Source organism: Streptomyces sp. SID4985, from assembly GCF_009863025.1.
In the GTDB taxonomy this organism is placed as follows: Bacteria; Actinomycetota; Actinomycetes; order Streptomycetales; family Streptomycetaceae; genus Streptomyces.
In genome coordinates this window covers 1-4,565 of sequence record NZ_WWIR01000169.1, presented here as the reverse complement: position 1 = coordinate 4,565, position 4,565 = coordinate 1, and the positions used below count along the sequence as shown (strand labels likewise).

Sequence of the window (4,565 nt, the reverse complement as noted above, 5' to 3'; positions counted from 1 at the left end):
GAGCGGGCCGCGCTCGCGCACTGGGGCGGCCTGGGCGCCGTACAGCTCCTGGAGAGCGGCCCCGAGGACACCGCCGAGGGCGCGCTGCTCCTGGAGCGGCTGCACCCGGAGATGTCGGTGCGGTCGCTGCCGGAGGCGAAGGCGCTCCTGGAGGCGGCGGGCACGCTGCGACGGCTGTGGGTGCCGCCGCCCGCCGGTGAAGGGGCGCACCGCTTCGAGACGGTGGCCGAGCGCACCGGACGGCAGGCCGAGGCGATGGCCGCGAGCGCGGTGACGGACACGGCGGCCGCTCCCCTGGTGGACGCGGCGCTGTCGGTACGGGACGAACTGCTCGCGGAGCCGCCCGAGGACCGGCTGCTGCACGGCACGTTCCGGCAGAGCAAGGTGCTCGGCGCGGACCGGCTGCCGTGGCTCGCGGTGGGCCCGGACCCGGTGGTCGGCGAGTGCGCCTTCGACCTCGCGCGGCTGGTCCGTGACCGGGTGGAGGACCTGATCGCGACCCCGTCGGGCGCCTCCGTCACCCGGCGCCGGATCAAGAAGCTCGCGGAGTCCCTGGAGGTGGACCAGGAGCGGCTGCGCGGCTGGACGCTCTTCCGCGCGGTGGAGTCCGGGGTGCGGTCCCGCCGGGTGGGCCGGGAGCAGGACGCGGAACTGCTGCTGGAGTTCGCGACCTGGCTGTAGAGCCGAGCGGAGCGCGGTGAACACACCGGACCCGGCCGCCCCCCGAGGGCGACCGGGTCCGGTGGTACGGGGTGGTGCCTAGGCGGTGAGGCGGGCGATGGCCTCCTCGACCGTCAGCTCCTCGCGCTCGCCGGTCTTGCGGTCCTTCAGCTCCAGGACGCCCTCACCGGCGCGGCGACCGGCGACCAGGATCTGGGGCACACCGATCAGCTCGGCGTCGGTGAACTTCACGCCCGGGGAGACGCCGGGGCGGTCGTCCACCAGGACGCGGACTCCCGCGGCGCCCAGCTTCGCGGCGACGTCGAGGGCGACCTCGGTCTGGAGGGCCTTGCCCGCGGCGACGACGTGCACGTCGGCCGGGGCGACCTCCTTGGGCCAGCACAGGCCCTGCTCGTCGGCGGTCTGCTCGGCGAGGGCGGCGACGGCGCGGGAGACGCCGATGCCGTAGGAGCCCATGGTGACGCGGACGGGCTTGCCGTTCTGGCCGAGCACGTCGAGCTTGAGGGCGTCGGCGTACTTGCGGCCGAGCTGGAAGATGTGGCCGATCTCGATGGCGCGGTCCAGCTTCAGGCCGGTGCCGCAGTTGGGGCAGGGGTCGCCCTCCTGCACCACGACCACGTCCACGTACGCGTCGACCTCGAAGTCACGGCCCGCGACGACGTTCTTCGCGTGCGTGTGCTCCTTGTTGGCGCCGGTGATCCAGGAGGTGCCGGGGGCCACGCGCGGGTCGGCGATGTAGGTGACCTTCTCGCCCAGGCCCTGGGGGCCGACGTAGCCGCGCACCAGGTCGGGGCGGGTGGCGAAGTCGGCCTCGGTGACCAGCTCGACGGCGGCCGGGGCGAAGTGGGCCTCGACCTTGTCCATGTCGACCTCGCGGTCGCCGGGGACGCCGACGGCCACGATCTCGCCGTCCACCTTGACCAGCAGGTTCTTCAGGGTGGCGGAGGCGGGCACACCGAGGGAGGCGGCGAGCGTCTCGATGGTCGGGGTGTCCGGGGTGGGGATCTCCTCCAGCGCGGGCACGTCGGCGGCGTCGACCTCGGCGAGCGTGTAGTACACGGCCTCGGTGTTGGCGGCGAAGTCGCAGTTCGGGCAGTCGGCGAAGGTGTCCTCGCCCGCCTCGGCGGGGGCCAGGAACTCCTCGGACTTGGAGCCGCCCATGGCGCCCGCGGTGGCGGCGCAGATGCGGTAGTCGAGGCCGAGGCGCTCGAAGATCCGGCGGTAGGCGTCGCGGTGCAGCGCGTACGAGTGGGCCAGGCCCTCGTCCTCGGTGTCGAAGGAGTACGAGTCCTTCATGAGGAACTCGCGGCCGCGCAGGATGCCGGCGCGCGGGCGGGCCTCGTCGCGGAACTTGCTCTGGATCTGGTACAGGATGACCGGCAGGTCCTTGTAGGAGGACGCCTGGTCCTTCACCAGCAGGGTGAAGATCTCCTCGTGGGTGGGGCCGAGGAGGTAGTCGCCGCCCTTGCGGTCCTGGAGGCGGAACAACTCGGCGCCGTACTCGTCCCAGCGGCCGGTGGCCTCGTAGGGCTCACGGGGCAGCAGGGCCGGGAGCAGGACCTCCTGGGCGCCGATGGCGTCCATCTCCTCGCGGACGATGCGCTCGACGTTGGCCAGGACCTTCTTGCCGAGGGGCAGCCAGGACCAGATGCCCGCGGCGGTACGGCGGACGTATCCCGCGCGGACGAGGAGCTTGTGGCTGAGCACCTCGGCGTCGGCCGGGTCGTCGCGCAGCGTCTTCGCCAACAACTGGGACATGCGCTGGACCGGTGCGTTCGCCATGGTTCTCGTACTCCTGCCGGAAAAATGAGGTGATGGCACAGGAGGTTAGCCGGGTGGCCGGTGCCGGTGGAAATCGGTTACGGGCGCAGCAGCGGCAGCGGGGCGCCCATCACGGCGTAGGGGCGGGGCGCGCTCGGGAAGTGGACGCGGCGGGCGAGGTCGGCGTAGCCGAGGGAGTGGTACAGGCCGCGGGCGGGGCTGTCGGTGTCGATCGCGGAGAGGATCGAGCGGGGTTCGGCGGCGCTGTCAGTGATGGCGGTGATCAGCCTGCGGCCGATGCCCCGGTTCTGGTGCTCGGGGTGGACGTGCAGTTCGGTGATGACGAAGGCGTCGTCCAGCCAGAAGTCGGTGCCCCGCGCGCGCAGATACGGCTCGACGACCGTGGACCACCAGTGCGTACGGGAGTTGGGCATCCCGTACACGAACCCGACCAGCCGTCCGCCCGCGAGCGCGCCGAGGGCGCGGGCGCCGGGGAACTGCATGTGGCGCTGGACGATCTGGCGGCGTACGGCCACCTCGTCGGGGCCCAGTCCGAAGGCGACGGCTTGCACCGCCAGCGCCTCGTCGACACGGGCGCCGAGGTCCAGGGAACCGATCTCGAGGTCCATGCGGGGAGCGTACAGGGGCGCGTACGGCGGGTGGGGCGAGCGGGGTCCCCGGCCGGAACCCCGGGGTCGTGACGGCGGGTGCACGGCCGTCCCCTCAGAACAGCACGCTCATGAACGCGCCGACCTCCTGGAAGCCGACGCGGCGGTACGTGCGGCGGGCGGCGGTGTTGAAGTCGTTCACGTAGAGGCTGACCACCGGGGCCACGTCGGCGAGCGCGTACCGCAGGACGGCGGCCATGCCGGGGGCGGCCAGGCCCCGGCCCCGGTACTCGGGGGCGACCCAGACGCCCTGGATCTGGCAGGCGCGGGTGGTGGCGGCGCCGATCTCCGCCTTGAAGACGACGTTGCCGTGCTCGTCGAGACGGGCGAAGGAGCGGCCCGCGCCGACCAGTTCCGCCACCCGGGCCTGGTAGAGCAGCCCGCCGTCGCCCGCCAGCGGGGAGACGCCGACCTCCTCGGTGAACATGGCCACGCACGCGGGCATGACCGTGTCCACCTCGTCCTTGCGGATGCGGCGGACGTACGGGTCGGGCGCGATGTCGGCGGGCATGTGGTCGGTGACCATGAGCGGCTGGTGGGCGCGGATCTCGCGGGCCGGGCCCCAGTGGGGCTCCAGCAGGCGCCACAGCTCGGCGGTGGCTCCGGCGGGGCCGACGATGGAGGAGCAGCGGCGTCCGGCCCTGCGGGCGCGGTCGGCGAAGGCGCGGACGGCGCGGGGGGTGGCGCAGATCGGGACGAGGTTGGCGCCCGCGTAGCAGAGCGAGGTCAGGATGCCGTCCTCGTACCAGCCCCACATCTCGCCGCCCAGCCGCCAGGGGTCGAGGCCGGCGATCTGGACGCGGGCGGTCACGAAGGCGTTCGCGACCGGCTCGCGGTCGAGAACGGCGAGCGCGGCGTCGAGGTCGCTCGGGTCGAGCACCCGGGAGGTGGTCTGGGTCAGCACGGGTCTCATCCTGAGGGTTTGGGTGGGCGCCGTCCAGTTCGTGAGGTGCGGGTTCCCTGGCGGGTGCGGGTCGGTGGTGGGCTGGTCGCGCAGTTCCCCGCGCCCCTTTTGCGGCTGAGCCCCGTCGGATTGATGCGCTGTGTTGGTCGCGCCATCCCACTTGCGGATGCGGGTGCGTTCGCGGGTGCGGGCCGGTCGTGGCTTGTCGCGCAGTTCCCCGCCCCCCTGGGGGGGGTGGCCTGCGGCCTACCCCCCTCCTCCTCAGCTCGGGAAGGTGCTCAGCCCGCTACCGCCACCGACGGCTCGCCGGAGGCGACGCCCTCCGCTTCCATCTGCTCGGCCAGCTTCATGGCCTCCTCGATGAGGGTTTCCACGATCTTCGACTCCGGGACGGTCTTGATGACCTCGCCCTTGACGAAGATCTGGCCCTTGCCGTTGCCGGAGGCCACGCCCAGGTCGGCCTCACGGGCCTCGCCGGGACCGTTCACCACACAGCCCATGACCGCGACACGGAGGGGAACCTCCATGCCGGTCAGGCCCGCGGTGACCTC

At 72.9% G+C, this 4,565-nt stretch carries 5 protein-coding genes; 1 reads left to right on the top strand and 4 read right to left on the bottom strand.

What is annotated here, in order from left to right; all coding sequences use genetic code 11:
- A partial coding sequence (locus GTW40_RS06830; RefSeq protein ID WP_161179259.1) for an aminoglycoside phosphotransferase family protein occupies positions 1 to 681 on the top strand: 681 nt, incomplete at its 5' end.
- A gap of 78 nt (positions 682 to 759) precedes the next feature.
- Here the strand turns inward: GTW40_RS06830 and GTW40_RS06825 are convergent.
- From GTW40_RS06825 to GTW40_RS06810, 4 genes are all read right to left on the bottom strand, one after another.
- Entirely contained in the window at positions 760 to 2,463 is a 1,704-nt protein-coding gene (locus GTW40_RS06825) for a proline--tRNA ligase (RefSeq protein WP_161179258.1), read from the bottom strand.
- Positions 2,464 to 2,540: 77 nt separating this feature from the next.
- Complete coding sequence (locus GTW40_RS06820; protein ID WP_161179257.1) at positions 2,541 to 3,071, bottom strand: GNAT family N-acetyltransferase; 531 nt, start codon at positions 3,069 to 3,071, stop codon at positions 2,541 to 2,543.
- A gap of 94 nt (positions 3,072 to 3,165) precedes the next feature.
- Positions 3,166 to 4,014: a GNAT family N-acetyltransferase gene (locus GTW40_RS06815; RefSeq protein WP_161179256.1), complete on the bottom strand. Its 849-nt coding sequence runs from the start codon at positions 4,012 to 4,014 to the stop codon at positions 3,166 to 3,168.
- 278 nt (positions 4,015 to 4,292) lie between these two features.
- The coding region (locus tag GTW40_RS06810; protein WP_161179255.1) for a flavodoxin-dependent (E)-4-hydroxy-3-methylbut-2-enyl-diphosphate synthase at positions 4,293 to 4,565 on the bottom strand (273 nt) is incomplete at its 5' end.

Bases quoted from the DNA above. Each gene is read 5' to 3' on its own strand.
- GTW40_RS06825 (WP_161179258.1), bottom strand. From the start codon at position 2,463: ATGGCGAACGCACCGGTCCAGCGCATGTCCCAGTTGTTGGCGAAGACG.
- GTW40_RS06820 (WP_161179257.1), bottom strand. From the start codon at position 3,071: ATGGACCTCGAGATCGGTTCCCTGGACCTCGGCGCCCGTGTCGACGAG.